The organism is Amycolatopsis sp. PS_44_ISF1 (assembly GCF_032335455.1).
GTDB lineage: Bacteria > Actinomycetota > Actinomycetes > Mycobacteriales > Pseudonocardiaceae > Amycolatopsis.
The window spans coordinates 480,191-504,724 of record NZ_JANUXO010000002.1 but is presented as its reverse complement, the minus strand read 5'-3'; the positions used below and the strand labels follow the sequence as shown (position 1 = coordinate 504,724).

General features: G+C 72.8%; 18 protein-coding genes and 1 tRNA gene. 11 read left to right on the top strand and 8 right to left on the bottom strand.

Annotated elements, in window-relative coordinates; all coding sequences use genetic code 11:
- Positions 1 to 4: 4 nt before the first annotated feature.
- Together NYF13_RS17005 and NYF13_RS17000 are read right to left on the bottom strand one after the other, a co-directional pair.
- Complete coding sequence (locus NYF13_RS17005; protein WP_315657985.1) at positions 5 to 1,033, bottom strand: iron chelate uptake ABC transporter family permease subunit; 1,029 nt, start codon at positions 1,031 to 1,033, stop codon at positions 5 to 7.
- Positions 1,030 to 2,115, bottom strand: a complete 1,086-nt coding sequence (locus NYF13_RS17000) for a FecCD family ABC transporter permease (RefSeq protein ID WP_396287481.1) — start codon at positions 2,113 to 2,115, stop codon at positions 1,030 to 1,032. Before NYF13_RS17000 ends, NYF13_RS17005 begins: the two co-directional genes overlap by 4 nt.
- 69 nt (positions 2,116 to 2,184) lie before the next feature.
- Between NYF13_RS17000 and NYF13_RS16995 the strand changes: the two genes are divergently transcribed.
- The 3 genes from NYF13_RS16995 to NYF13_RS16985 all read left to right on the top strand — a co-directional run bounded on the left by NYF13_RS16995 (position 2,185) and on the right by NYF13_RS16985 (position 6,845).
- The gene (locus NYF13_RS16995) at positions 2,185 to 3,894 is read left to right on the top strand and encodes an ABC transporter ATP-binding protein (protein ID WP_315657984.1); all 1,710 of its coding nucleotides are present in this window, start codon (positions 2,185 to 2,187) and stop codon (positions 3,892 to 3,894) included.
- Positions 3,891 to 5,654 carry an ABC transporter ATP-binding protein gene (locus NYF13_RS16990; protein ID WP_315657982.1) on the top strand — a complete coding sequence of 588 codons (1,764 nt, stop codon included), beginning with the start codon at positions 3,891 to 3,893 and terminating at the stop codon, positions 5,652 to 5,654. The genes NYF13_RS16995 and NYF13_RS16990 overlap by 4 nt, the downstream gene beginning before the upstream one ends.
- Positions 5,655 to 5,768: 114 nt before the next feature.
- Positions 5,769 to 6,845 (top strand): iron-siderophore ABC transporter substrate-binding protein, encoded by a 1,077-nt coding sequence (locus tag NYF13_RS16985; protein WP_315657981.1) that lies wholly within the window; start codon positions 5,769 to 5,771, stop codon positions 6,843 to 6,845.
- Positions 6,846 to 6,938: 93 nt separating this feature from the next.
- On the opposite strand, the gene NYF13_RS16980 is transcribed toward NYF13_RS16985, so the two are convergent.
- A complete protein-coding gene (locus tag NYF13_RS16980) occupies positions 6,939 to 8,273 on the bottom strand; it encodes a lysine N(6)-hydroxylase/L-ornithine N(5)-oxygenase family protein (RefSeq protein WP_315657980.1) in 1,335 nt (444 codons plus the stop codon).
- Between the two features lie 137 nt (positions 8,274 to 8,410).
- Between NYF13_RS16980 and NYF13_RS16975 the strand changes: the two genes are divergently transcribed.
- Positions 8,411 to 9,361 carry a methionyl-tRNA formyltransferase gene (locus NYF13_RS16975; RefSeq protein WP_315660340.1) on the top strand — a complete coding sequence of 317 codons (951 nt, stop codon included), beginning with the start codon at positions 8,411 to 8,413 and terminating at the stop codon, positions 9,359 to 9,361.
- Between the two features lie 71 nt (positions 9,362 to 9,432).
- Here the strand turns inward: NYF13_RS16975 and NYF13_RS16970 are convergent, their stop codons facing one another.
- On the bottom strand, positions 9,433 to 11,070 hold the full coding sequence (locus NYF13_RS16970) for an ABC-F family ATP-binding cassette domain-containing protein (protein ID WP_315657979.1): 1,638 nt from the start codon (positions 11,068 to 11,070) through the stop codon (positions 9,433 to 9,435).
- A gap of 270 nt (positions 11,071 to 11,340) precedes the next feature.
- On the opposite strand from NYF13_RS16970, the gene NYF13_RS16965 reads away from it, so the two are divergent.
- The 4 genes from NYF13_RS16965 to NYF13_RS16950 all read left to right on the top strand — a co-directional run bounded on the left by NYF13_RS16965 (position 11,341) and on the right by NYF13_RS16950 (position 14,541).
- Positions 11,341 to 12,150, top strand: coding sequence for a PaaX family transcriptional regulator C-terminal domain-containing protein (locus tag NYF13_RS16965; RefSeq protein WP_315660339.1), 810 nt, complete (start codon positions 11,341 to 11,343; stop codon positions 12,148 to 12,150).
- Entirely contained in the window at positions 12,147 to 12,920 is a 774-nt protein-coding gene (locus tag NYF13_RS16960; protein WP_315657977.1) for an enoyl-CoA hydratase/isomerase family protein, read from the top strand. Before NYF13_RS16965 ends, NYF13_RS16960 begins: the two co-directional genes overlap by 4 nt.
- A 222-nt stretch (positions 12,921 to 13,142) precedes the next feature.
- Entirely contained in the window at positions 13,143 to 14,327 is a 1,185-nt protein-coding gene (locus NYF13_RS16955; RefSeq protein ID WP_315657976.1) for an alginate lyase family protein, read from the top strand.
- A 140-nt stretch (positions 14,328 to 14,467) separates the two neighbouring features.
- Positions 14,468 to 14,541 (top strand) — tRNA-Pro (locus tag NYF13_RS16950).
- 154 nt (positions 14,542 to 14,695) lie between these two features.
- On the opposite strand, the gene car is transcribed toward NYF13_RS16950, so the two are convergent.
- Positions 14,696 to 18,235: a carboxylic acid reductase gene (gene car, locus NYF13_RS16945; protein ID WP_315657975.1), complete on the bottom strand. Its 3,540-nt coding sequence runs from the start codon at positions 18,233 to 18,235 to the stop codon at positions 14,696 to 14,698.
- 98 nt (positions 18,236 to 18,333) lie between these two features.
- On the opposite strand from car, the gene NYF13_RS16940 reads away from it, so the two are divergent.
- A complete protein-coding gene (locus NYF13_RS16940; RefSeq protein WP_315657973.1) occupies positions 18,334 to 19,056 on the top strand; it encodes a GntR family transcriptional regulator in 723 nt (240 codons plus the stop codon).
- Positions 19,057 to 19,183: 127 nt separating this feature from the next.
- Positions 19,184 to 20,461 carry an ROK family transcriptional regulator gene (locus NYF13_RS16935; RefSeq protein WP_315657972.1) on the top strand — a complete coding sequence of 426 codons (1,278 nt, stop codon included), beginning with the start codon at positions 19,184 to 19,186 and terminating at the stop codon, positions 20,459 to 20,461.
- A 31-nt stretch (positions 20,462 to 20,492) separates the two neighbouring features.
- Here the strand turns inward: NYF13_RS16935 and NYF13_RS16930 are convergent, their stop codons facing one another.
- Positions 20,493 to 21,233, bottom strand: a complete 741-nt coding sequence (locus tag NYF13_RS16930) for a DUF3472 domain-containing protein (RefSeq protein ID WP_315657970.1) — start codon at positions 21,231 to 21,233, stop codon at positions 20,493 to 20,495.
- A gap of 133 nt (positions 21,234 to 21,366) precedes the next feature.
- A complete protein-coding gene (locus NYF13_RS16925) occupies positions 21,367 to 23,139 on the bottom strand; it encodes an RICIN domain-containing protein (protein ID WP_315657968.1) in 1,773 nt (590 codons plus the stop codon).
- 154 nt (positions 23,140 to 23,293) lie between these two features.
- Between NYF13_RS16925 and NYF13_RS16920 the strand changes: the two genes are divergently transcribed.
- A complete protein-coding gene (locus NYF13_RS16920; protein WP_315657967.1) occupies positions 23,294 to 24,178 on the top strand; it encodes an NAD(P)-dependent oxidoreductase in 885 nt (294 codons plus the stop codon).
- 61 nt (positions 24,179 to 24,239) lie between these two features.
- On the opposite strand, the gene NYF13_RS16915 is transcribed toward NYF13_RS16920, so the two are convergent.
- On the bottom strand, positions 24,240 to 24,488 hold the full coding sequence (locus NYF13_RS16915) for a hypothetical protein (protein ID WP_315657965.1): 249 nt from the start codon (positions 24,486 to 24,488) through the stop codon (positions 24,240 to 24,242).
- Positions 24,489 to 24,534: the final 46 nt, after the last annotated feature.

Genomic DNA, 24,534 nt, shown 5'->3' with positions numbered 1-24,534 from the left:
CGGCTCAGCCCCGGTTGCGCCGCCACTGGCTCGAGAGCAGCCACATCAGGTACAGCCCGCCGATGGCGCCGATGGCGATGCCCACCGGCAGCCCTTCTTCGCCGAACGCCAGCCGGGTCACCAGATCGCTGGCCACCAGCAGCAGCGCGCCCATCAGCGCGGCCGACCCCAGCGCGGGCCGCGCCGAGCGGGCGAGGCGCTTGGCCAGTTGCGGGGCCGCCAAGGCCACGAAGGCGATCGGCCCGGCCGCGGCGGTGGCGACCGCGCACAGCGTGACGCTCACCGCGATCATCACCAGGCGGGTGCGCTCGACCGGCACGCCGAGGCCCTTGGCCGAGTCGTCGCCCATCTCCAGCAGGGAAAGCCGCCGCCCGTGGGCGAAGGCGATCGGCAGCAGGACCACCACGGCGAGGCCGACCGGCCCGGCCTCCTCCCACCCTCGCCCGTTCAGGCCGCCGACCAGCCAGGCCTGCGCGGAGTAGGCGTCCTGCAGCGAAGCGCGGGTGATCAGGTACGAGTTGACCGCGGTCAGCATGGCCGCCACGCCGATGCCGACCAGGATCAGCCGGAACCCGGCCACCCCCCGGCGGAACGCCAGCAGCCCGACCACCAGCGCGGTCAGCAGCCCGCCGGCCAGCGCGCCGAGCGCCACGGAGGAGGAGCTGCCGTGGGCCAGCACGATCACCAGCAGCGCGCCGGTCGCCGAGCCCTCGGTGAAGCCGATGACGTCGGGACTGCCGAGCGGGTTCCCGGACAGGCTCTGCAGTACCCCGCCGCTGACCCCGAGCGCCGCGCCGACCAGCAGCGCCACCAGCAGCCGCGGCAGGCGCAACGTCGTCACGACGAACTCGGTCCCGGCGTCGCCGAAGCCGAACAGCGTCTTCACCACTTCGCCCAGTGAAAGCGGGTAGTCCCCGGTCGTCATGCTCACCGCGCTGAGCAGGAACACCAGCACCGCCAACACGATCGCCACGACCACCGCGCGCGGCGTCCCCCGGCCGGTCCGGGCCGGCTTCTCCTTCACCGCGCTCACAGGCGGGCCAGCTTCCGCCGGCGGCACAGCGCGATGAACACCGGCGCGCCCAGGAACGCGGTCACGATGCCCACCTGGAGCTCTTCCGGCGGGTTGAGCACGCGCCCGGCCACGTCGGCGCCGATCAGCAGCACCGGGGCGAGCACCATCGAATACGGCAGCACCCACCGCTGGTCCGGGCCGACCAGGATCCGCACGGCCTGGGGCACGGCCAGCCCGATGAACGCGACCGGCCCGATCGCCGCGGTGGCGGCGCCGCACAGCAGCGTCACCGCGATCGCGCCGAGCACCCGCGTGCGGCCGATGTGCGCGCCGAGCGCCCGGCCGGTCTGCTCGCCCAGCGCGAGCACGTTCAACGGCCGCGCGAGCAGCAGCGCCAGGACGATGCCGGCCGCGATGAACGGGGAGACCTGCAGCAGCACGTCGCCGCGACGGCCGCTGAGCGAGCCGACGTTCCAGAACCGGAACTGGTTGAAGGTGTCCGGGTCGATCAGCAGCACCGCGCCGATGTAGGCCTGCAGCACCGCGGTCAGCGCCGCGCCGGACATCACCAGCCGGTCCGGCGTCGCGCCCGCGCGCCCGGCCGTGCCGAGCAGGTAGACCACCACCGAGGCGGCGGCCGCGCCGAGGAAGGCGAACCAGACGTAGCCCAGCACCCCGCTCACCCCGGCGAAGGCGATGGCCGAGACCACCGCGGCCGCGGCGCCGTTGTTCACCCCGAGCAGGCCCGGGTCGGCCAGCGGGTTGCGGGTCAGCGCCTGCATCACCGCGCCGGCCAGGCCGAGGGCGGCGCCGACGAGCGCGCCCAGCAGCGTCCGCGGGATGCGCTGGTCGTGGATGATCACCGCGTCGGGGGTGCCATCGTTGTGCCACAGCACCGACCAGGTGGACGCGAACGGGATGCCCTTGGAGCCGACCCAGACGCTCAGCAGCCCGACCAGCACGAGCACGCCCACGGCGCCCAGCAGGCCGGCCCCGCGCAGGGCCCGGGTCCGCGCGCGCGGCGGGGACTGCGGATCCGCCCGCGGCCCGGGCGGGCTGGTGCTCACGACCACGAAACCTCCTGGGGACCGGGACCTCATCGGGCGCCGTTCTTAGACTAGCCTTACCTATCATTGCGCAACGCGGGTGGGATTGATCGGAGGGCAGCGGTGACGACGGCCGCAACGACCACCGGGCGGGACGTGCTGCGCGGCGCGATCGCCGGGCAGCGGGGGCCGGTGGCGCTCGCCGCCGTGCTGGCCGCCGCCCACCAGGGCGGCGAAGCGCTGGTGCCGGTGGTGATCGGCGTGGTGCTCGACCGCGCCGTGGCAGGCAGCACCGGCGGCACCGGCAGCCCGGTGCTCACGCTCGCGGCGTGGCTGGCGGTGCTCGGCGGGGTGTTCCTGGTGCTGTCCTTCAGCTACCGCTGGGGCGCGCGGGCGGCCGAGCGCGCTTCGGAACGCGCCGCGCACGACCTCCGGCTGCGGCTCGGCCGCCGGGTGCTGGACCCGCGCGGCGGCGCGGAAACCGGTGCGCTGACCGGTGAGCTCGCGAGCGTCGGCACCTCCGACGCGCGCCGGGTCGGCTTGGTCGGCGCCGCGCTGCCCTTCGGCTTCTCCGCGCTCGCCGGGCTGGTGGTGAGCGCGGTCGTGCTGCTGCGCATGTCCGTCCCGCTGGGGCTGCTCGTGCTGCTGGGCACCCCGCCGCTGCTGTACCTGGCCCACCTGGTCGGAAAGCCGCTCGAACGGCGCAGCGAGGTCGAACAGGAGCGCGCGGCCCGCGCCTCCGGGGTGGCCGCCGACCTGGTCGCGGGACTGCGGGTGCTCAAGGGCCTCGGCGCCGAGCCCGCCGCGGTCGCCCGCTACCGCGGCAGGAGCCAGGACTCCCTGCGGGCCACGGTGCGGGCGGCCCGCGCGCAGGCCTGGCACAACGGCGCGCTGCTCGCGCTGACCGGCGTCTTCATCGCGCTGGTCGCCCTGGTCGGCGGCCGGCTCGCGGCGCACGGCGAGATCACCGTCGGCGACCTGGTCGCGGCGGTCGGGCTGGCCCAGTTCCTGCAGACGCCGTTCTCGATCTTCGCCTGGGTCAACGGGCAGCTGGCGCAGGGCCGGGCCTCGGCCGGGCGGGTCGCGGCCGTGCTGAACGCGCCGCCGGCCGTGCCGGGCGGGACGGCGGGACTGCCCTCGCCCGCGGCCGGCCGGGTCGAGCTGCGCGGCCTCACGCACGGGAAGCTGCACGGGCTGGACCTCACCGTGGCCCCGGGCGAACTGCTCGGCGTGGTCACCACCGACCCCGCCGCGGCCACCGACCTGCTCGACTGCCTCGGCCGGTTCACCGACCCGGCCGCGGGCGCGGTGCGGGTCGACGCGGCCGATCTGTCCACAGTGGATCCGGACCGGGTGCGGGAGGTCGTGCTGGTCGCCGCGCACGACGCCGGCCTGTTCGAAGGCACCGTGGAGGAGAACGTGCGCGCGGGGGCGGCGGTGCTGCCCGAGGGCGTGCTGGCCGCGGCGGCCGCCGACGAGGTGGCCGGCACGCTGCCCGCCGGGGTGGCCACCGTGCTCACCGAACGCGGCCGGTCGCTCTCGGGCGGGCAGCGCCAGCGCGTCGCGCTCGCCCGGGCGCTGGCCCGGGACGCCCCGGTGCTGGTGCTGCACGATCCGACCACGGCGGTGGACACGGTGACCGAGGCCCGGATCGCCGGCGGGGTCGCCCGGCTCCGCCGCGGCCGCACCACGATCGTGATCACCACCAGCCCGGCGCTGCTCGCGGTGGCCGGGCGGGTGGTGCTGCTGGAGGACGGCCGCGTGGTCGCCGAGGGCGAGCACGCCGGGCTGGTCCGCGAGCGCGCCGACTACCGCGCGGCGGTGCTGTCGTGACCGGACGGGAACTGCTGCCCGTAGCCGACGGCCCCCGGATCCGGGCGGTGCTGGCCGAACTGCTGCGCCGGTCGAAGGGCCGCGCGTTCGGCTCGTTCGCCTTCATCGCCGGTGCCACGGCGATCGGCCTGGTCACCGCGCCGCTGCTGGGCCGGGTCGTCGACCTGGTCGCGCAGCACCGGCCGGCCTCCGCACTGGCCGGACCGGTGGTGGGGCTGGTGCTGGTCGCCGTGGGCTCGGCGATCGCGACCGCGCTGGGGGTCTCGATGCTCGCCCGGCTCGGCGAAACCGTGCTGGCCGACCTGCGCGAGCGGTTCGTCGACCGCGCGCTGGGCCTGCCGCTGGAGCGGGTCGAGCGGGCCGGCTCCGGCGACCTGACCACCCGCGTCACCAACGACGTCTCGGTGGTCGCCGAAGCGGTGCGCGAGGCCCTGCCGGAGCTGGTCCGCGCCGGGCTGACCATCGGGCTGACGCTGGGCGCGATGGCGCTGCTCGACTGGCGGTTCCTGATCGCCGCGCTGCTGGCCGCGCCGATCCAGCTGCACACCGTGCGCTGGTACGTGGGGCGGGCGAAGCCGCTCTACGCCGCGCAACGCGCCGCGGTCGGCGCACAGCAGCAACAGCTGCTCGACACCATCGGCGGCGCCAAGACCGTGCGCGCGTTCCGGCTGGCCGATCAGCACGTGGAGCGCGTACGGGCGCGGTCCGAGGGCGCGGTGGAGCTGGCGCTGCGCGGGGTCCGGCTGGTGACGCGGTTCTTCGCCCGGCTGAACCTGGCCGAGTTCGTCGGCCTGTCCGCCGTGCTGGCCACCGGTTACCTGTTGGTGGGCGCGAACCTGGTGAGCGTCGGGGTCGCCACCGCCGCCGCGCTCTACTTCCACAGCCTGTTCAACCCGATCAACGTCGCGCTGGCCCTGGTCGACGACGCGCAGGCGGCGGCCGCCGGCCTGGCCCGGCTGATCGGCGTGGCCGACCTGCCCGCGCCGGCCGAACCGCCGCGGCCCGGGCAGCCGGCGGACGCCTCGGTCCGGGCTGTCGCGGTCGGTCACTCCTATGTGGACGGTCACCCGGTGCTGCGGGAGGTCGACCTCGACCTCTCCCCCGGCGAGCGCGTCGCGCTGGTCGGCGCGAGCGGAGCGGGCAAGACCACGCTGGCCCGGCTCGTGGCCGGGGTCCACCGGGCCGGCTCCGGCACGGTGGCGCTCGGCGGCGTCCCGCTCCACGAGCTGGGCCCGGCCCGGACCCGGCGCACGGTCGCGCTGATCAGCCAGGAGGTGCACGTGTTCAGCGGCACCCTGGCCGACGACCTGCGCCTCGCCCGCCCCGAGGCGGATGAGGAACGACTGCGGGCGGCGTTGACCGGGGTCGGCGCGCTCGGCTGGGCCGAGGCGCTGCCGGACGGGCTCGCGACGGTGGTCGGCGAGGGCGGGCACCAGCTCACCGTCACCCAGGCGCAGCAGCTCGCGCTGGCCCGGCTGGTGCTGGCCGACCCGCCGGTGGCGATCCTGGACGAGGCCACCGCCGAAGCGGGCAGCGCGGGCGCGAAGACGCTCGAAGCGGCCGCGGCGGCGGCCCTGTCCGGGCGGACCGGACTGGTCGTGGCGCACCGGCTCACCCAGGCGGCGGCGTCGGACCGGATCGTGGTCCTGGACGCGGGTGCGGTGGTGGAGAGCGGGACGCACGACGAGCTGGTCGCCGCGGGTGGCCCGTACGCCGCGCTGTGGGCCGCCTGGTCCGGGCAGCGGGCCGTCACCGGCTGAGCGCCGTCCGCCCGGACGTGAGCGGCGCCGCAGCCGTCCGCCTTGCGCCCGGACCGGCCCACGTCTTAGGTTAGCCAAACCTGATTAATCGAGATCGACCGCAAAGGACCGATGATGGCCCGCATCCCCCTCCTGTCCGCCGCGCGCGGGCGCGCCCGGATCGCCGGGGCGCTGACCTCGGCGCTCCTGCTGGCCGGCGCGCTGACCGCCTGCGGCTCCGGCTCCGACCCCGCGGCCACGCCGGGGGCACCGGCCGGCGCGACGGACCCGGGCGCCTTCCCGGTCACCCTCGACCACAAGTACGGCTCGACCAAGATCGAGAAGGCACCGAAGCGGGTGGTCACCGTCGGGCTCACCGAGCAGGACGCGCTGCTGGCGCTGGGCGTGGTCCCGGTCGGCACCACGGAGTACCTGGGCGGCTTCCCCGGCGCGATCGGCCCGTGGGCCAAGGACAAGCTCGGCAGCGCACCGGTGCCGACCGTGCTGAAGAGCACCGACGGCCCGCAGTTCGAGAAGATCGCCGCGCTGAAGCCGGACCTGATCCTCGGCCTGTACTCGGCGCTGACCCAGGAGCAGTACACGACGCTGTCGAAGATCGCCCCGACGGTCGCGCAGCCGAAGCAGTACCGGGACTACGGCATCCCGTGGCCGGAGGAGACCAAGGCGATCGGCCGGGCGGTCGGCCAGGCCAAGGAGGCCGACCGGCTGGTGCAGGGCGTGGAGGACCAGTTCGCCCGGACCCGCCAGGCGCATCCCGAGTTCGCCGGCAAGACGGCGCTGATGGCCACGCTGTACAACGGCTACTTCGTCTACGGCCGCGAGGACCTGCGCTCCCGCACCCTGACCGACCTCGGCTTCACCCTGCCCGCGAACCTCGACCAGGCCATCGGGGACAAGTTCGGCGCGAACATCAGCGCCGAGCGCACCGACCTGCTGAACGTGGACGCGCTGGTCTGGATCGTCGACAACGTCGCCACCGACCAGGCCACCCTGGCCAAGGACAAGCTGTACTCCAGCCTGAACGTCGCGAAGCAGAAGCGCGAGGTGTTCATCGAGAACGCGAGCACCTACGGCAGCGCGACCTCGTTCGTCAGCGTGCTGAGCCTGCCCTACCAGTTGCAGCGCCTCGTTCCGCAGCTCTCGGCGGCGGCCGACGGCAACCCGGCCACCGAGGTCAAGCCCGCCGGCTGACCAACCCCCGGCCGACGAGCAGGGCCCGCCCGGATCGCCCCGGGCGGGCCTTTCCCGTCGGCTCGCGGCCGAACCCGCCGGCCGGGTGCGCGGTCAGCGGGTGGCGCTCACCGCGTAATCGGACCGGCCGGCCGCCGCCGCTTTGCGGTCCACAATGGACGCCAGGATCTCGCCGACCCGCACGGCCGTGTTGGACAGCAGCGAGGAGGTGATGCCGTGCGTGTGCTCGGTGCCGCCCTGCAGGTACAGCCCGCCGCGCAGGGTCACGCCGGTGGTGATCCGGTAGTCGCGCTCGACGCGCAGCCGCCCGTCGCCGTCGCGCAGGCAGGCGGCGGCCAGCTCGCCGAGCAGCGGCGTCGGATCGGCCGGCCGGTAACCGGTGGCGTACACCACGGCGTCGGCGTCCAGCTCGGTGCGCTCGGCGGTGTCCAGCGACTCGACCACGGCGCGCACGTGGGTGCCGTGGTCGGTCACCTCCGCCGGGCGCGAGACGTTGAACAACCGCAGCCGCTCGACGCCCAGCACCTTCTCGCGGTAGACGCGCCGGTACAGCTCGTCGATCAGCTCGAGGTCGACCGCGGAGTAGTTGGTCGCGCCGTGGTAGCGCATCAGCCGCTGCTTGACCGGCTCGCTCGAAGCGTAGAACCGGTCCACCGCTTCGGGATCGAAGATCCGGTTGGCGAACGAGCTGTCGTCGGCCGGGCTGTAGCCGTAGCGGGAGAAGACCGCGCAGACCTCGGCCCGCGGGAACTCGTCGTGCAGCAGCGCCGCGACCTCGGCCGCGCTCTGCCCGGCGCCGACCACCACGAACCGGCGGGGATCGGTGCCGCGCAAGGCCTCCACGCGGTGCAGCAGGCCGCTGTTGTGCCACACCCGCTCGCTCGCGGTGACGCCCGCGGGCAGGTTCGGCCGCAGGCCGGTGCCCAGCACCAGGTTCCGCGCGCGCAGCTCGACCGTGTCGCCACCGGAGCGCGCGACCACGTCGAAGTAGGCCACCTGTTCGCCGTCGAGCACCGGCTTCACCGACAGCACCTCGGTGCCGTAGGAGACCAGGTCGTCGACCTTGGCCGCGGCCCACTCGAAGTAGTCGTGGAACTCCACGCGCAGCGGGAACAGGTTCTTGTGGTTGATGAAGTCGACCAGCCGGCCCCGGGCGTGCAGGTAGCTCAGGAAGCTGAAGCCGCTGGCCGGGTTGCGCATCGTCACCAGGTCCTTGAGGAAGGAGACCTGCATGGTCGCGGTGTCGATCAGCATCCCGCGGTGCCAGCCGAACCCGCTCTGGCACTCCAGGAAGTGCGCGGTCACGGTGTCCGCGCCACTCGCGTTGTGCTCGGTCAGCGCGATGGCCAGCGCCAGGTTCGACGGGCCGAAACCCACCCCGACCACGTCGTACACCGGCACCTGGCCCTCGGCCACTGCTCGTGACATGAAAGTCCCCTAGCGCGGCCCTGCCGCATCTCGGTCCTCGACGACGAAAAGACCAGGAAACCCTAACCTAAGTTAGGACAGGCTCAGCTAGTACTTTGGAGGTGATGTTCATCCCCCGACCACGAAGGGCACTGCCGATGCGCGTGGCCATGTTCGGCTACCAGACCTGGGGACACCGCACCCTGCGAGCGCTGATCGACGCGGGCCACGAGGTCGCCCTCGTCGTCACGCACCCGAAGAGCGGCCACGCCTACGAGAAGATCTGGTCCGACTCCATCGCCGACCTGGCCCAGGCGCACGGCATCCGCACGCTGCTGCGCACCCGGCCCGGCGACGCCGAGCTGCTGGCCGAGCTGAAGGCGGCCGGGCCGGACCTGATCGTGGCGAACAACTGGCGGACCTGGCTGCCGCCGGAGATCTTCTCCCTGCCCCGCCACGGCACCCTCAACGTGCACGACTCCCTGCTGCCGGCCTACGCCGGCTTCTCGCCGCTGATCTGGGCGCTGCTCAACGGCGAGCCGGAAGTCGGCGTGACCGCCCACCTGATGAACGCCGAGCTGGACGCGGGCGACATCGTCGTGCAGCGCGCGGTACCGGTCGGGCCGCGCGACACCACCACGGACCTGTTCCACCGCACCGTGGACCTGATCGCGCCGGTCACCACCGAGGCCATCGAGCTGATCGGGACGGGCCGCGTGGTCCCGGTGGTGCAGGACCGGTCGAAGGCGAGCTTCTTCCACAAGCGCGCGGCCCGCGACAGCCTGATCGACTGGACCTGGCCGGCCGAGGACATCGACCGGCTGGTGCGCGCCCAGTCCGACCCGTACCCCAGCGCCTTCGCCTACCACCGCGGCGAGCCGCTGCGGATCGTCCGGGCCTCGGTCTCGGCCGGGAACTACGGCGGGACCCCGGGCCGGATCTTCATCGGGGAGGGAGCCGGGGTGGTGGTCGTCGCCGGGCCCGAGGCCCGGCGCGGGCACTCCCCCGGGCTGCTCGTCGAGCGCGTCCGCACCGCCGACGGCACGGAACTGGCCGCGGCCGACCACTTCACCACGATGGGCGGGTACCTCACCGACCGGCCCTCGTGAGGCCCGGCCCGCGCGGGCCGGTGCTGCGGGCGAACCCCGCCGGCCGTGCGGACCGGCCGCCGCGCGCCGGGTCAGACCTCGGTCACCCGGCCGCCGGCCACTTCCAGGCGGCGGGTGACCGAGACCGCGTCGAGCATGCGGCGGTCGTGGGTGACCAGCAGCAGGGTGCCCGGGTAACGGTCCAAAGCGGACTCGAGCTGTTCGATCGCCGGCAGGTCCAGGTGGTTGGTCGGCTCGTCGAGCACCAGCAGGTTGACACCGCGAGCCTGCAGCAGGGCCAGGGCGGCGCGCGTGCGCTCACCCGGCGAGAGCGTCTCCGCGGGGCGCAGCACGTGCGCCGCCTTCAAGCCGAACTTCGCCAGCAGGGTGCGCACCTCCGCGTCCGGCAGCGAAGGGACTTCGCGGGAGAAGGCGTCCGAAAGCGGTTCGTCGGCCAGGAACAGCCGCCGGGCCTGGTCGACCTCGCCGACCACGACGCCGGGGCCGAGTGCCGCGCTGCCCTCGTCCAGCGGCAGCCGGCCGAGCAGCGCGGCCAGCAGGGTCGACTTGCCCGCGCCGTTGGCGCCGGTGATGGCGACCTTGTCGGCCCAGTCCACCTGCAGGTCGACCGGGCCGAGGGTGAAGCCGTCGCGCCGCACCACGGCGCCGCGCAGCGTGGCCACGACCGCCCCGGCGCGGGGGGCCGCGGCGATCTCCATCCGCAGCTCCCACTCCTTGCGGGGCTCCTCGACCACTTCGAGCCGTTCGATCATCCGGTCGGTCTGGCGGGCCTTCGACGCCTGCTTCTCCGTGGCCTCGGTGCGGAACTTGCGGCCCACCTTGTCGTTGTCGGGCGCCTTGCGCCGCGCGTTCTTGACGCCCTTCTCCATCCACGCGCGCTGCATGCCCGCCCGGGCCTCCAGCGCGGCGCGGGTGCCGGCGTACTCCTCGTAGTCCTCGCGCGCGTGCCGGCGTGCCACCTCGCGCTCTTCCAGGTACGACTCGTAACCACCGCCGTATGCGCGGACCTGCTGCTGCGCCAGGTCCAGCTCGACCACCCGGTCCACGGTGCGGGCCAGGAACTCGCGGTCGTGGCTGACCAGCACGGTCGCCGCGCGCAGGCCGGTGACGAACCGCTCGAGCCGGGCCAGCCCGTCGAGGTCCAGGTCGTTGGTCGGCTCGTCGAGCAGGAAGATGTCGTACCGGCTCAGCAGCAGCGAAGCCAGCCCGGCGCGCGCGGCCTGCCCGCCGGACAGCGAGACCATCGGCTGGTCCAGGTCGACGGCCAGGCCGAGGTCCGCGGCGACCTCGGCGCAGCGCTCGTCCAGGTCGGCTCCGCCCAGGGCGAGCCAGCGGTCCAGCGCCGCGGCGTAACTGTCGTCGGACCCGTTCTCACCCGCGGTGAGCGCCTCGGTCGCGGAGTCCAGCTCGGCCTGCGCGGCGGCGACGCCGGTGCGCCGCGCCAGGAAGTCCCGCACCGACTCCCCCGCCCGCCGCTCGGGCTCCTGCGGCAGGTGACCGACCGTGGCGGTGGGCGGGTTCAGCCGCACCGTGCCCGACTCCGGGCGCTGCCGACCGGCCAGCGTGCGCAGCAGGGTCGACTTGCCGGCGCCGTTCACCCCGACCAGCCCGACCACGTCGCCGGGGGCCACGACCAGGTCGAGGCCGGAGAACAGGGTGCGGTCACCGTGGCCCGAGGCCAGGTCCTTCGCCACGATCGTTGCGCTCATTTGAGGCCGGAGTCTACGGGTGCCCGGCCGCGCGGCCGCCGGGACCGGGCCCGGCCGGGTGTGTGTCGAGTGTCCTCTCGGTCACTCGGAGTGGGTACCCTGGGCGGGTTGTCGATCCTAGGGAGCAGTGAGGTCGTGGAACTCAGGGCGGAACCCGCCATCCCGGTCAGCCGGCGGGCGAAGCCGCACGAGCCGCACGAGCCCCGCGTCGCCCCGCCCCGGCCGACGGTCAGCCGCAGGCGCGAAGTCAGCCACGCCAGCGCCCGCTCCCTGCTGATGACCGTGCTGGGCGAGTATGTGCTGCCGCGGGACCGGCCGGTCTGGACCTCCCTGCTCGTCGACGTGCTGGGCCTGCTCGACGTCGAGGAGAAGTCCGCGCGCCAGGCGCTGGCGCGGTCCTCGGCCGAGGGCTGGCTGGTGTCCGAGCGGATCGGGCGCCGGGTGCGCTGGTCGCTGACCCCGCCCGGGCGGCGGCTGCTGACCGAGGGGGCCCGGCGGATCTACGAGTTCGGCCGCGCCGGGCTGAGCTGGGACGGCCGCTGGCTGATGCTGATCGTCTCGGTGCCGGAGGCCAAGCGGGACCTGCGCCACCGTCTGCGCACCCGGCTGACCTGGGCCGGCTTCGGCTCCCCGGTGGCCGGTGTCTGGATCAGCCCCGACCCGAGCCGGCAGCCCGAGGCCCGGCAGATCGTCACCGAGCTGGGCCTGGACGCGCAGGCCATGTCGTTCACCGCGGCCTACGGCGAGGTCGGCGAGCAGGACGACATGGTCGCCCGGTCCTGGGACCTGTCCGAGCTGACCGACCGCTACGAGGACTTCATCGACCGGTTCACCGGGCTGCGCCCCGCCGGCGCCCGCGCCGCGCTGCGCGCGCAGACCGAGCTGGTGCACGAATGGCGCCGCTTCCCGTTCCTGGACCCGCGGCTGCCGGCCGAGCTGCTGCCGCCCGGGTGGAGCGGGGCGAAGGCCGCGGAACTGTTCCACCGCAAGCACGTCGAGTGGCGGCCGGAGGCCCAGCGGTGCTGGGACGGGCTGCTCGAAGAACGCGCCGACCGCGCCGACCCTGAGGAGAAGGCATGACCCGCTTGGATCGAGAAGACAGCGGCCTGGCCGTGCTGACCATCGACGCACCGCCGCTCAACCTCTACACCCTCGAGCTGCAGGAGGACCTGCTCACCGCGATCGCTGAGCTGGAGGCGGAACCGGCGCGGGCGTTGCTGATCCGGGCCGAGGGCAAGATCGTCAGCGGTGGCGTGGACGTGTCGCTGTTCGACGCCCAGGGCTCGGTCGCCGAGGCGAAGGAGTTCTTCGACCGGTTGCTGACCGTGCCGGACCGCATCGCCGCGCTGCCGTTCCCGACCGTGTTCGCCGCCCACGGGCTGTGCCTGACCTGGGCGTTCGAGGTCGCGGTGGCCTGCGACCTGTTGCTCGCGGCGTCGCGGGCGAAGTTCGGCCTGGTGGAGCGGGTGGTCGGGCTGACCCCGACGATGGGCGGCACCCAGCGCCTGGCCGCGCGGGCGGGCGTCGCGCGGGCCAAGGAGTTCGTCTACACCGGCGAAACCTACGACGCCGGCACGCTGGAGCGCTGGAACGTGGTCAACCGGGTGCTCCCGGACGAGGGTTTCGACGCGGCCGCGCGCGCGTTCGCCACCGGCCTGGCGACCGGCCCGACCCGGGCCCACCTGGCCACCAAGCGGATCCTCGCGCACTTCGAGCACGGCGGGGTACCGGAGGCCAACGCCCACGTCACCTCGATCGCCGCCGAGCTGTTCGACACCGAAGACCTGCGGGCCGCGGTCAAGTCGTTCCTCACCGACGGTCCGGGCAAGGCGACCTTCACCGGCCGTTAACGGCACTGCCGCGCGCGGTGCGCCGAGACAGGCCGCTAACGCGGACCGTAGTTCAGCCCGCTGAAGGGAAATAGCTTCCCCATTCAGCGGGCTGAATTGTTCCGGCCTTTTCTTTCGAATTTTCCGGAAATGCTTGACCGTTCTGGTCCGGACCGTGAAACTGGGACTCAGCGCTCACCGGTGACCAGCACCACCATCCTTCCGTCCCCACCGAGGAGAGCCATGTCCGCACGACGTTCCGGGGTGAGGAAACTCCTCACCCTCGCCGCCCTGCTCCCGATCGGCCTGAGCTTGGCCGCCGTCCCGGCCCCCGCCGCGCCGGCGGCGTTCACCCACCCCGGGGTGCTGGTGAGCCGCGCGCAACTGGATTTCATCCGTACCGAGGTGAATTCCGGCGCGCAACCGTGGAAGAGCGCCTACGAGCAGATGATGGGCAGTCCGTACGCTTCCCTTTCCCGCACCGCGAAACCGCGTTCCGTGGTCGAATGCGGCTCCTATTCGAATCCGAACCTCGGCTGCACCGATGAACGGGAAGACGCGATCGCCGCCTACACCGACGCGCTCGCCTGGTACCTGACGCAAGACGACCGTTACGCGAAGAAGTCGATCGAGCTGATGGACGCGTGGTCGGCCACGATCACCGGCCACACCAACAGCAACGCCCCCCTGCAGACCGGCTGGGCCGGCGCCTCGTGGTCGCGCGCCGCGGAGCTGGTCAAGTCGACCTACGGCGACTGGCCCGGCGCCGGCCGGTTCGCGACCATGCTGCGCGAGGTCTACCTGCCGAAGATCATCGGCGGCAGCACCAGCAACGGCAACTGGGAGCTGGTGATGATGGAGGCCGCCGTCGGCATCTCCGTCTTCCTCGACGACCGGGCCGGCTACGACTCCGCGATGTCCCGCTACCGCAACCGCGTGGCGGCCTACGTCTACCTCTCCACCGACGGCGCCCTGCCCAAGACGGTGCCCGGCAGCGGCCTGAACACCCGCGACCAGATCGTGCGCTACTGGCAGGGCCAGAGCACCTTCCTCACCGGCCTGACCCAGGAAACCTGCCGCGACTTCGTGCACACCGGCTACGGCATCGCCTCGATCGCCGACGTCGCGGAGACCTCCCGTATCCAGGGCCAGGACCTCTACGGCACCGACGTCGGCGAACGCCTCCGCCAGGCCCTGGGCTTCCAGTCGAAGTACCAGCTCGGCGCCGCCGTCCCCGGCACCCTGTGCGGCGGCAAACTGACCCTGGGCCTCGGCCCGGTCACCGAGGTCGGCTTCGACGCCCTGCACACCCGCCTGGGCATCGCGATGACCAACACCCAGACGCTGACCGAAAACCAGCGCCCGGCCGGCACGAACAACCTGTTCGTGGCCTGGCAAACCCTCACCCACGCCGCCAACCCCCACTGACCCCCGCCCGCCCCCGCCCCGGCGCACCCACCCCCGCCGGGGCGGGTTCCCCGCAGGTCAACCCCGGAAGGCGACCTCCCTGCAACCCCCCGGCGGCGACCCGCTAAAGTACTCCCATCGCACCCCACGGGGCGCGGGTCCGGGCTGTGGCGCAGTTTGGTAGCGCACTTGACTGGGGGTCAAGGGGTCGCAGGTTCGAATCCTGTCAGCCCGACCGGACAAGCCACGTTCACGCCGGTGGACGTGGTTTTTTCTTTTCCCGGCCGCACCGAGCCGGAGAAACCCCCGGAGCGTGCAACCCGCTCCGGGGGTTCCCGGCTCAGCCATCGTTCGCCGCTACTGCGGGTTTTATCCTCCAGCCGAGAACTTCACAGCAGGCAGAGCTGCCGGAGGCCGGTGGCGTACTTGAGGATGATCGGCCGTGAGATCTGCGGGATGTCGCCGCTGGGAGGGAGTTCTTCCTTCCGCACCGCCGCCCGGAACCGGTCGGTGGGGACCGGCGATCCGGCGGTGGGGGCGGACGGGTTCCGGTAGTTGTGCAGCAGCGGCAGCAATGAGGCTTGGCGCTGCTTTTCCGGCAGGGCCCGCAAAGCGGTTTCGAAGCGGCGCAGCCATTCGCCGTAGTCGGCCACTCGCGTGATCGGGTGGCCGGCGTCGGTCAGCCAGCCGACGAACTCGTCCAGGCCCAGGCCGTCGTCGTGGGGGTTCGTCACGTGGTAGGTGGTGAACCCACCCCCGGCGCCGGCGGCGAGCGTGGTGATGGCGCCGGCGATGAAGCCGACCGGGAGCCCGTCGTAGTGCGCGCGTTGCCGGTGGCCGGCGGCGTCCAGCTCGTAGAAGGAGCCGGGCGCGATCCCGGTGGCGATCAGCGAAAACATCAGCCGGGTGAACATGTCCGGCAGGTTGAGCTGCCCGGCGTAGCCGGTGTCGGTCAGGATCATGCCGCAGCGGAACACCGTCACCGGCAGCCCGCACAGGTCGTTGGCCTCGCGCAGCAGCACTTCACCGGCCCATTTGCTGGTGCCGTAACCGTTGGCGTAGCCGTCGTTCACGGCACGGGCAGCGCTGATCCGCCGGATGTCACCGTCCTCGGTGAACCGGCCCGGTTCGATCTGGTCGCCCACCCCGATCGTCGACACGTAGGTGTAGGGCTTGATCTTCGTGGTCAGCGCGAGCTTGATCAGCTCGGCGGTGCCCAGCGCGTTCGGGCCGAACAGCTCCCGGTAGGGCAGCACGTGGTTGACCAGCGCGGCCGGGTCGACGATGGCGTCGACGGTTTCGGCCAGCCGCCGCCAGGTCGCCTGGTCCAGGCCCAGGTCGGCTTCGGCCTTGTCCCCGGCGATGACCTCCAGGCGGCCGGCGGCGAGCCGGTGGTAGTGGCTGAGCAGTTCGGGGTCGCCGCAGTCGAACGCCCGGTCCAGCCGGGCCCGGGCCGCCTCGTCGGACGGGGCGCGTACCAGAGCGATCACTCTGCCCCCCAAGGAATCCATCCGCTTCAGCCACTCCAGCACCAGGTAGCGGCCCAGGAAACCGGTCGCGCCGGTCAGCAGCACGGTGCGGACCCCCGTCGCCGCCCCGGGGAGGGCCGGCGCCGCCGCCAGGGTGCCGGCATCGAGGAACTTGTCCAGGGTGAGGTCGCCGGCTCGCACGGTCGTGGCGGCGCGGCCGTGCACTCCGGCGAAGTCGGGCCGCCGGGAACCCGCGCGCCGCAGTTCGATGTATCCGGCGAGCGCGGCCAGATCGGTCGCCGGGCTGACGATGACTCCCACCGGCACCTCGAGGTCGAAGATCTCGCGCAGCAGATTGCCGAAGGTCAACGCCGACAGCGAATCCCCACCCAGATCGGCGAAGTGCGCGGTCGGTTCCAGTTCGGTGTCCCCGGCGCCCAGCACCGCCGCCGCGGCCCGGCTCACGGTGTCCAGCACCGGCCGGTCGGCCGAACCCTCGCGCAGCGCGCGCAGCTGGCCAGCCTGGTCCTGGGCCAGTTCACCGTACAACTGCTCGAGCTGCGCACCGTAGCGCTGCTGGAGCTTCTTCTGTGCCGGCTTGCCGAGGTCGGTCAGGAGCCCGTTGTCCGCGCTGAACGGAATCGTCCCGACGATGATGTCGCGGGGAAGCTCGTAGGACTCCAGGCCGGCGAGCTTGGCGGTCTCGCGCAGCGACTCGTTGATCAGCCGCTTCAGGGCACCGGGGTCGTACCGGCCCAGCGCGTCCTCGGTGGGTACGACGACGGCGAGCGGATAGGAGCGCGCGCTGTTGGCGTAGAGGTAGATCTGACGCACCGGCGCCGCACCGCCGAAGATCGCCTCCAGCTTGGCCACGGTGATGAATTCGCCCTGGGACAGCTTCAGGACGTTGTTGCGGCGGTCGATGTAGGCCAGGTGATCGGGAGCCACTTCGGCCATGATGTCGCCGGTCCGGTAGTAACCGTCCGGATCGAACGCGCCCGCGGTCAGTTCCGGCCGCCGGTAGTAGCCGGCGAACTGCGTCATCGACTTGACCGCCAGCTCCCCGCGGGGATGGGGCCGGTCGCTGCCGAAGTAGCCCAGCTCGGGGACGTCGACCAGCTTGTAGTCGATCACCGGCGGGCGTTGCACGCGGCCGTCGATGAGCACCAGGAGCGATTCGGTCAGGCCGAAGGTGTCCGCCACGTGCAGTTCGGTGCACGCCTCCGCCCAGGCTCGCAGGTCCGCCGCCATCGGCGCGGAGCCGGTCGACGCCGCCACCTGCCTCCCACCGAGCAGGTTCTGCCGTTGCTCGGCCATCACCTGCGCTTCGACCGCCTCGCGGTCGCCCCGCCCGGCGGCTCGCGAGTCCACCTCGCGGCGGTACTCCTCATTGAGCATTTCCCACACTCGCGGCACGAAGTCCAGCCGGGTGGGCCGCACCAGCGCGAGGTCGTCGGAAAAGGTCGAAAGATCGCGCTGGGCCGCAAAATACGCGGTGCCCCCGGCGCCGAGGGTGCCGAAGAGGGCCGCGCGCCCGACGACGTGGCTCATCGGCCGGAAGTTCAGCGTGATCGAGGGGGTGACGCGCTCGTTCCGCGCGATCGTCAGGGTGGAGCTGCGCCAGGTGTGGGCGACCAGCTCCCGGCGGTAGATCGCGCCCTTCGGCGTCCCGGTGCTGCCTGAGGTGTAGATCAGCAACGCCGGCCCGTCGTCCTCCCGGGACGCCGTCGTCACCGCCGGCCGCGTGGCGCCGCGGGCCAGCACTTCGGCCAGCGGCTCGACGGCCACCGGGCAGGCCAGACCGGCCAACCGGGTCCGCGCCGCTTCGACGGCCTCACGGTGGTCGTCGACCTGCGGGTGGTAGTCGAAGACGACCAGCCGGGCCGGCGCCGGGCCGGCCGAAACCAGCTCGACGGCCACCGGCAGGCAGTCCACGCTCGTGGCCAGCACGACCGGCTCGGTTTCGGCCACCACCGGCCGCAGCCGGGCGGCCGGCGCGCTGGCCTGCAGCGGCACCGGCACGGCTTCCAGCAGGAGAAGGGCCAGTTCGACGACGGTGTGGTCGAGACTGGTGAAACCCAGGACGCAGACCCGGTCGCCGGGTTCGACCGGATCGCCGGCCCAGGCGGCGGCGACCGCGCCGGCCCGGTCACCCAGCTGCCGGTAGGTGATGGTGTCGAAGCGGGGCAGCAGTTGCGCCGACGTCCGGCCGATGCCCGGTTCCTCGGCGAAGCGGACCGCACGCTGTCCCAGTGCGGGGCGCTCGGCGTAGCCCTCCAGCACCGTCCGCACGATCTCCGGCAGCCGGGATCCGGCTCGCTCGACCAGCTCGCTGACGGTGGGGTCCGGCTCGGCGTCGGCGAACTGCCGATCCGTGGCGTACAGCTCGGCGACGCGTCGCGCCAGCCGCTCTTCTCGGGGTTCGATCAGCATGGTCAGGTCCTCTCCCGTGGTAATCATCCCACCATATTGTCGGACGATTTGGTGGAACGGTCAAGCCGCCCCTACAGTGGCCGGGGCGTCGCGGGCGCTGAGCGAGCGCAGTCGGGAGAAGACACGTGATCCAGGAATCCAGCCGCAACGGCGGGCGGAGCGAGACCGGCCGGGAGGACCGCGCCGGTCACCCGCTCACCGGCACGCAACTGGCCGTGGCCGCGCTGCGCGCGGGCATCCGCATCGGCCGCTACGTCCCCGGCCAGCGGCTGGTGGAGGCCGACCTGGCCACGGAAATCGGGGTCGGGCGCAATTCGCTCCGCGAAGCTTTCGCCTACCTGGCCAGCGAAGGGCTGCTGCGGGTCGAGCCGTACCGCGGCGCGTCCATCCGCCGCCGGACCCGGGACGAAGTGGCTGAGCTCTACGACCTCAGCGAAGTCCTCGAAGGACTGGCCGCGCGCCTGGCCGCGGTCAACATCACCGAGCCCGGCCACGCCGAGTCCCTGTCCGCGGCCATCGAGCGCGAGCAGGAGGGTGCGTCCGGCGGCAGCGCCGGCCGGCGGATCGACGACGCCGCGGGGCTGCACGAAGCGATCCTGGTCATCGCCGGCCGTCCGCGGCTCACCGAACTGGTCACCAACCTGCACATCCTGACCTTCAGCTTCCAGCTGCGCCACGCCCAGCTCGCGGGTTCGGAGGGTCTCGGCGAAACCGCGCTGGCCGACCACGTCGCGGTGGTCGAAGCGATCCGGCGAGCCGATCCGCCGCAGGCCGAAGCCGCCATGCGAGCCCACGTCCGCGGCACCAGGGAACGGGTGCTGGCCCTGCCCCCCACGGCGTTCGACTGAGCTGGTGTCCCCGGCCGGGCGGGGCACGGTTCGGCTATGGTCGCAGCAGGGGGATGCGGGGGTCGGCGGGAGCTGCCCGGCCCGGCACTCCCCGGTGGGAACGAACGTGATGGGACCGGAGGGGAGTGTGCACCGAAACGCGGCTTCGGCCGGTGCGCCGGGCTTCCGTCCGCCGGTCGGCGGACGGGCGTCGCTGCGGGCCTCCAATCTTTCCCGCGTCCTGACCCAGTTGCGGGCGCTGGGGCCGCGCTCGCGCACGCAGCTCGCCGAGGACCTCGATCTGCCGAAGGCGACCGTTTCCGCTCTGGTCAGCGAACTCGCGGCACGGGAGTTGGTCCGCGAGGGCAAGGTGAACCGGGCCGGCGGGGTCGGGCGGCCCCAGCAGGCGGTCGAGCTGCACGGCGCGCACCTGGCCGGCCTGGGCATCGAAGTCAGCGCGGGTTACGTGCGCGCCATCGCGGTGAACGTGCGCGGCGACGTGCTCACCCACCGGCACCGGACCATCGAGTCGCCGGACCGCGCCCTGGACTCGATCGCCGGGCTCGCCCGGGAAGCCATGGGAGCGGTCCGCGCGAACGGCGTCGACGTCGTCGGGATCACGGTCGCTTCCCCGGGCGAGATCGATCCCGCCACCGGCGTCGTGACCTTCGCCGCCAACCTCGGCTGGACCCGGCTGCCGCTGGTGAAGGAGCTGACCGACCGCCTCGGCCGCGCGGCGCCGCCGCTGGGCCTGGGCAACGACGCGAAGCTCGGCGCGGTCGCCGAGTACGGTCTCGTCGCCGGCCACGGGATCCGCGACCTGCTCTACATCACCGGCGACACCGGCATCGGTGCGGGGATCATCGCCGGCGGGCGGCCGGTGACGGGCAGCACCGGCAACGCCGGAGAGGTCGGCCACATGCCGCTGGCGCCCGGCGGCGAGCTGTGCGCCTGCGGCCGGCGCGGCTGCTGGGAGACGATGGTCGGCCTGACGGCCCTGATGCGGCACGCCTCCGACCCCGGCGACCCCGTCCGCGACCCCCGCCGCGACCTCGAGGACCGGCTCACCGAGATCCGGGCTCGGGCGCTGGCGGGCGAGCCCCGCACGCGGGCCGCGCTCGACCGCATCGGCGCCGATCTCGGACTGGGCGTCGGCCTGCTCATCGACGTGCTGAACCCGCAGGTGGTGGTGCTCGGCGGCTACTTCTCCATCCTCGGGGACCTGGTGATCGGCACCGCCGCCCGGGTGATCGGCGACCAGGTCATGTCGCCCGAGGCGGGCCGGTGCGAGCTGCGGATCTCCACCCTGGGCTTCACGAGCGCGGCGCGGGGGGCGGCGCAGACCGTGATCGACGAGGTGTTCGCCGACCCCGGTGCCGCGCCGCTGCGGGATCAGCCGCGGCCGCTGCCCGCGGTCCGCCGGTGAGCGCCCCGCCCCGCGGGCGAGTCTCCCCCGGTCACTGACCTATCCCGTCCTCGTGCAGCGCCCCCGCCCCGCTGAGGGTGACCTTGGCCAGGTTCTGGCACGTGCTGCTCTTGCTCGGGGTGCCGTAGGTTCCCGTGCCCGCGCTGGTCCGGGGCACCCCGAACAGCAGCTTCGAGTACTTCGCGTCCGAGCACCGGGTGGCCGGGTTGTTCCAGTCGAAGTACTCGGTCCAGCTGTCGAACGACCCGGCCGAGATGGCGTTGCCCCCGGCGAACCCGATGGTGCCGAGCACCACGGTGGTACCGGCGGTCAGGTCCTTGCTGAGGAACTGCCAGCGGCCGTCGTCCTGGCGGACCCCGCTCAGTTCGTACTGGTGGCCGGCCACCGGCCGGGAGTCGTTGCGGCAGGTCTTGCCCGTGCCGCCCTCGCTGAAGTCGCTGCAGTAGGAGCCGTGGTCACCCGGCGTGGCGCTCGTGCCGTTCCACACCGAGACCAGGAACATGCCGTTGCCGTCCGCGTGGGTCTGGAACCCGAGGTAGCCGCTGGCGGAACCGGTGAAGCTGAACTGCGTCGACCAGTAGGCGTTGTAGTCGCCCGGATCGTGCTCCAGGTTCATCGGCATGGTGAACCAGCTGGCGTCCCCCGGGGCGGACCAGGGCGAGTAGGTCCCCGGCGTCTCACCGGTGGCGGCGTGAGCGGAGCCCGCGCCGTTCAGCACGGTGGCCGCCAGAGCGGTCGTGAGCACGGCGGCGAGCTTGATCTTGCGGAGCATGGCAGCACCTCTTCGGATCGGATCCGGCCGGGGTGACCGGAGTTCGACGGGTTGGCTCAGGTCTGCGGAGCGGAGCCCGGTGACGGCACCGGACGCGGTGCCGGCACCGGGCGCGCGAGGAACGTCCTGGCGGCTAGTGACCGCGGATGGCGGTGAGGCCGATGGTCTGCTCGGCGGCGGTGCGCGTCCCGCCCACGGGGCTGCCGGTCCGGTTCGTCCACGACCGCTGCGGTGTCGTCTCCGCCTGACGACCCCACTGGGCCGAGAGCCCCAGCACGAGCCCGCTGTAGCGGTTGACCAGGCGGTATCCCCCACCACCGAGGGGGATGACGAACCACTGCCGGCCGACCGAGGGGCGGCCCGGGTCCGGTGCGGCGGCGGTGAGCCGGGTGCCCCAGGCCCGGTCGCCGGGGGTGTCGGACACCCCGAGGGACAGACCGGTCGAAGCGTTGGTGATGCGGTAGGCGCCGTCGCCGGTCGGGACGAACCGCCAGGCGGCCAGGTCCCCCCAGCCGAAGAACACCGACGTGGTGGCCGAGCTGCCCGGGACCTGCGTCAGCACCCGCCCGGTGCCGCTGGCGAGCCGGTAGGTCCTGGCCGGGTCGACCGGGCTCGCGGACGGGCCGTCGACGGTGTAGTCGGCGTACTCGCCGTCGGAGCCGGCGCACTGGATGGAGCAGTACGAGCGGAAGGTGCGGCCGATGATCGTGGGATTGGTGCGGTTGGCGTTGTCGACCATCCACCGGTACCAGGAACCGGACCGGTAGGCGCCGGTGTCCCCGATCAGGCGCCACTTCTGCGTGGCCAGGTCGTCGGTGACGTAGAGCTGCTGCGGCGCGGGGTGGCTCTGGTCGACCACTTCGGGTTCACCGAGGTACAGGCCCAGGTGCGCGTCGTAGGCGATGTTCATCACCAGCAACGGCGACTTGGACGGCACCTTCCCGGCGGCGACCTGCTGGTCGACGTTGCCGGTGTTGGCCGGGTCGTAGTCCTGCGCCACCGGGGTGTAGCCCTGCGGGTGGCCGGCGTCGACCGGCACCATGTTGCTTTCCCGGCCCCCGACGCCCGGCTCGGACCACCGGCCGTCGTACCACTTCTGCCAGGTTCCGGTGCCCATCTTGCCGGACATCGGCGCCCGCGCCACGTGCGCCAGGGCCACCATCTGACCGCCCGCCCCGGCCTTGGGCACGATGCGGGAGCCGTAGTAGACGTAGAAGTAGCCGGACTTCGGGTCCGCGAACAGGCGCGGATCGCCGTCCCCGTAGTCGAAGGTCTGGTGGGGGAACGCCGTCGTGTCGCCTCGTTTCGTGGAGTACGGCGAGGTGATCGCGTGCCCCTTGATCCGCCAGGTGCGGCCCCGGTCGGCCGAGACCGCCCAGTCGATCGAGTCGTAGTGCGAGAACGAGTAGGCCCCGAACGGCTCCGGGGTGAACTCGTTGTGCACCAGGCCGTACCAGTCGCCGGTGTCCGGATCGACCCAGGTGCCCAGCAGATCGCAGAAGTTCTTCTGCGTGTAGCCCGAACCCGCCGGCGGGTCGGTGGCCTCCTTACCGGTCGGGCTGGTGTTGCACCGCCACGTGGTGTCGTTGTTGCGGTCCCGCGGCTCGGCCGGGTTCACCGCGGTGCTCAGCGCCGCGGACTTGGTCGCCGAATCGAAGTCCGCGCCGGTGTAGAACTCCCACTCCCGCGGGCCCTCCTGTCCGTAGAGGGCCGCGGACTGCTGGAAGTAGAACGTCCCGTCCCGGTCGGTGAACGCCGACGCGGGCGTGTCGGTGGGATAGGCATACGGACCCACCGCGCCGACCGACACGGTGGCCGGCACCGCGGCCGCCGCGCCCGGAACGCCGATCAGGCCGGTCGCCACCACCGCCACGACGGCGAGCACAGGACGTCGAGAGGTGGGCATACATGCCTCCAGCTGGGTGACAAGATCGCTTCTGACCTGCGCATAATTTGTTCACACAGTGTCTTAACTAAGCCGCACAGTGTCAAGGCTCACTTTTCCCGGGCCTCGGGAAGCTTGCGGTCATCGCCCCGAGGGGCCGCGATAGGGTCCGGTGATGCGCGTACTGCTCACCGGGGGTACCGGGTACATCGGGTACTCCGTCGCCCGGTCGATGACGGCCGAGGGACACCGGGTGACGGCCCTGACCCGGAACCCCGGCTCGGCCGGTGGCGCGGCCCTGGCGGGCCTGGGCGTCCGGCCGGTGCCCGGGCAGCTCACCGATCGCGCGGCGCTCACCGCCTCGATCTCCGAGGTCGACGCCGTGGTCCACACCGCCTACGACCCGGACGACTCCACCGGCGGCGACCGTGCGCTGTTCGCGGCCCTCGACGCCGCCGACGGCCGGAAGCACCTGGTGTACACGAGCGGATGCTCGGCGTACGGCGAGCACAGCCACGCACTGCTGACGCCCGGCACGCCTCTCGACCCCGGCAACCCCCGCACCCGGCTGGAAGCCGAACTGCGCGACGCAGGACTTCCCCACACCATCCTGCGGCCGGGCATGGTGCACGGCGGTGACGCCCGGAGCTCGATCGTCGGCACCTGGTTCCGCGAAGCGCGCGACACCGGGCCGGTGCACCGCGGACGGCGCGACAAGGTGTGGTCGTGGATCCACGTCGACGACCTGGCGCGGGCCTACACCGCCGTGCTGCGGGACCCCGGCCACCACGACGGCCGCAGCTACCTGGTGGCCGACGCGCACCCCGTCTCGGCGATGGCCGTCGTCCAGGCCGCCGCGCGGGCCACCGGCAGTTCCGCGGCCCTCGGCTTCGCCCCCATCGAGGACGAGAACCCGCTCTACCGGGTCTTCGACCGCGACGAGATCATCGACTCTTCCGCCACCGAAGCGGCGCTCGAATGGGCTCCGCGGGAAAAGGACGTGGTGGAGAGCATCCCGCGTTCCTACGCCTCGTGGCTCGAAACCGATCAGGCCGGATAACCCTCCGGCGCCGATCGGCACCTGCCGCAGGAAGGCCGGGGCGTCCGGCCGCCGGCGCGGGTCACTTCCCGTTCCGGCGTGCCCGGTGGGCGCGCCACCAAGCGATGAGCGACGAACCCAGGGTGATCACGCCGGGGACGGCTCCGTGAATCCACGGGTCGGAACGGCCCATCGCGAAGTTGATCCCCACCCCGGCGAAGTAAGCCAGCCCCACCACCGCGACCAGCTTGACCACTTGACGCAGTAGATAACGCCGGGCCTCGATCGGGTCCGTGCCGGGTTCGCCGGTCGTCTCGGAGGTCGGTTCCACACCGGCGACGCTGGCACACTCGCGGCCCCGGGAAAAGACCGTCCGG

Coding starts and splice junctions, on each gene's coding strand:
- NYF13_RS17000 (WP_396287481.1), bottom strand. CDS start 2,115: ATGAGGTCCCGGTCCCCAGGAGGTTTCGTGGTCGTGAGCACCAGCCCG.
- NYF13_RS16985 (WP_315657981.1), top strand. CDS start 5,769: ATGGCCCGCATCCCCCTCCTGTCCGCCGCGCGCGGGCGCGCCCGGATC.
- NYF13_RS16980 (WP_315657980.1), bottom strand. CDS start 8,273: ATGTCACGAGCAGTGGCCGAGGGCCAGGTGCCGGTGTACGACGTGGTC.
- NYF13_RS16975 (WP_315660340.1), top strand. CDS start 8,411: ATGCGCGTGGCCATGTTCGGCTACCAGACCTGGGGACACCGCACCCTG.
- NYF13_RS16970 (WP_315657979.1), bottom strand. CDS start 11,070: ATGAGCGCAACGATCGTGGCGAAGGACCTGGCCTCGGGCCACGGTGAC.
- NYF13_RS16960 (WP_315657977.1), top strand. CDS start 12,147: ATGACCCGCTTGGATCGAGAAGACAGCGGCCTGGCCGTGCTGACCATC.
- NYF13_RS16955 (WP_315657976.1), top strand. CDS start 13,143: ATGTCCGCACGACGTTCCGGGGTGAGGAAACTCCTCACCCTCGCCGCC.
- car (WP_315657975.1), bottom strand. CDS start 18,235: ATGATTACCACGGGAGAGGACCTGACCATGCTGATCGAACCCCGAGAA.
- NYF13_RS16930 (WP_315657970.1), bottom strand. CDS start 21,233: ATGCTCCGCAAGATCAAGCTCGCCGCCGTGCTCACGACCGCTCTGGCG.
- NYF13_RS16925 (WP_315657968.1), bottom strand. CDS start 23,139: ATGCCCACCTCTCGACGTCCTGTGCTCGCCGTCGTGGCGGTGGTGGCG.
- NYF13_RS16920 (WP_315657967.1), top strand. CDS start 23,294: ATGCGCGTACTGCTCACCGGGGGTACCGGGTACATCGGGTACTCCGTC.